The organism is Parendozoicomonas verongulae, from assembly GCF_009711465.1.
In the GTDB taxonomy this organism is placed as follows: Bacteria; Pseudomonadota; Gammaproteobacteria; order Pseudomonadales; family Endozoicomonadaceae; genus Sansalvadorimonas; species Sansalvadorimonas verongulae.
The window spans coordinates 1-892 of sequence record NZ_SMME01000624.1 but is presented as its reverse complement, the minus strand read 5'-3'; the positions used below and the strand labels follow the sequence as shown (position 1 = coordinate 892).

1 protein-coding gene is annotated in these 892 nt (G+C 48.2%); it reads left to right on the top strand.

The genetic code is table 11. The features are described from left to right. Window positions 1-179: 179 nt before the first annotated feature. Window positions 180-892 (top strand): hypothetical protein (locus E1189_RS01970; RefSeq protein WP_230460019.1); only part of this gene is annotated, 713 nt, incomplete at its 3' end.

The window sequence follows — 892 nt, the reverse complement described above, 5'->3', positions numbered from 1 at the left end:
TTTCCAATGAAGTTCATGCTTTTCCTGAATGCTCACTGGATAACGGGAACACATGGCAAGCTCAGGATTTGGGTGGTGCACCGAGAAGATTGTGGATACATGCCCCCAACTTTCAGTCTGTCGTGAGCGGCGTAGCGCTGACTGGCAGCAATCAGTGGATGTCTCAGATATCCAGTAATATGAACCCTGAAAAGATGGCTGCACTGGCAAAGGCTTTGAGGATCAGTCAGGAAGAGCTTATCGGGTCAGTACAAAGTGGTACAGCATTACCAGCAAGTGCGACATCCGCTCTAAACGTCGACGATATTGTAAAAGAACTCTGGGAGCAGGAGCCGGACAGTGACGCCTTTATTCTGGGGAGTGAGTTACTAAAAAGTGAGGATAAACCGGATATCAACGGGTGTTATCTATTAGGAAGCTGGTTTGGTTCCGAGAGTTCACTCGCTCAGGGGGTGGGTGCATTGGTTCGCCGGGATAAACCTGTTGATTTTGTGTTGCAAGAGCTTCAGGACTTACACGAAAAAATGGTTCATAGTGGTTTAGTCGGGCGCGACGACTGGCAATATACCATAGTCTGGATACTCACCCGGGCCTGTAAATCCCTGGGCGTTCATTCACCTCAGTTTATAGCTATTGCCCGGGTCGCAATTCAACAAAATTGGCTAGAACCAGAAAATTGTCCTGATCGTGAGGCAAGGACACTTCATGACCTGCTGAAAAAGATGGGCGCTGTCAATGAATTCAAATCATCGGTACAACGCCGCTTGAAAAACTGGTATGCCCATTCTTTTGCTAAAAAAAGAGACCAGAACAGCTGCATCAGGAAGATATTGTGCGCCGCCTCACCTTTAGCCCTGCCAATGTACAGCGGGCATTCATCCACACTGGAGGA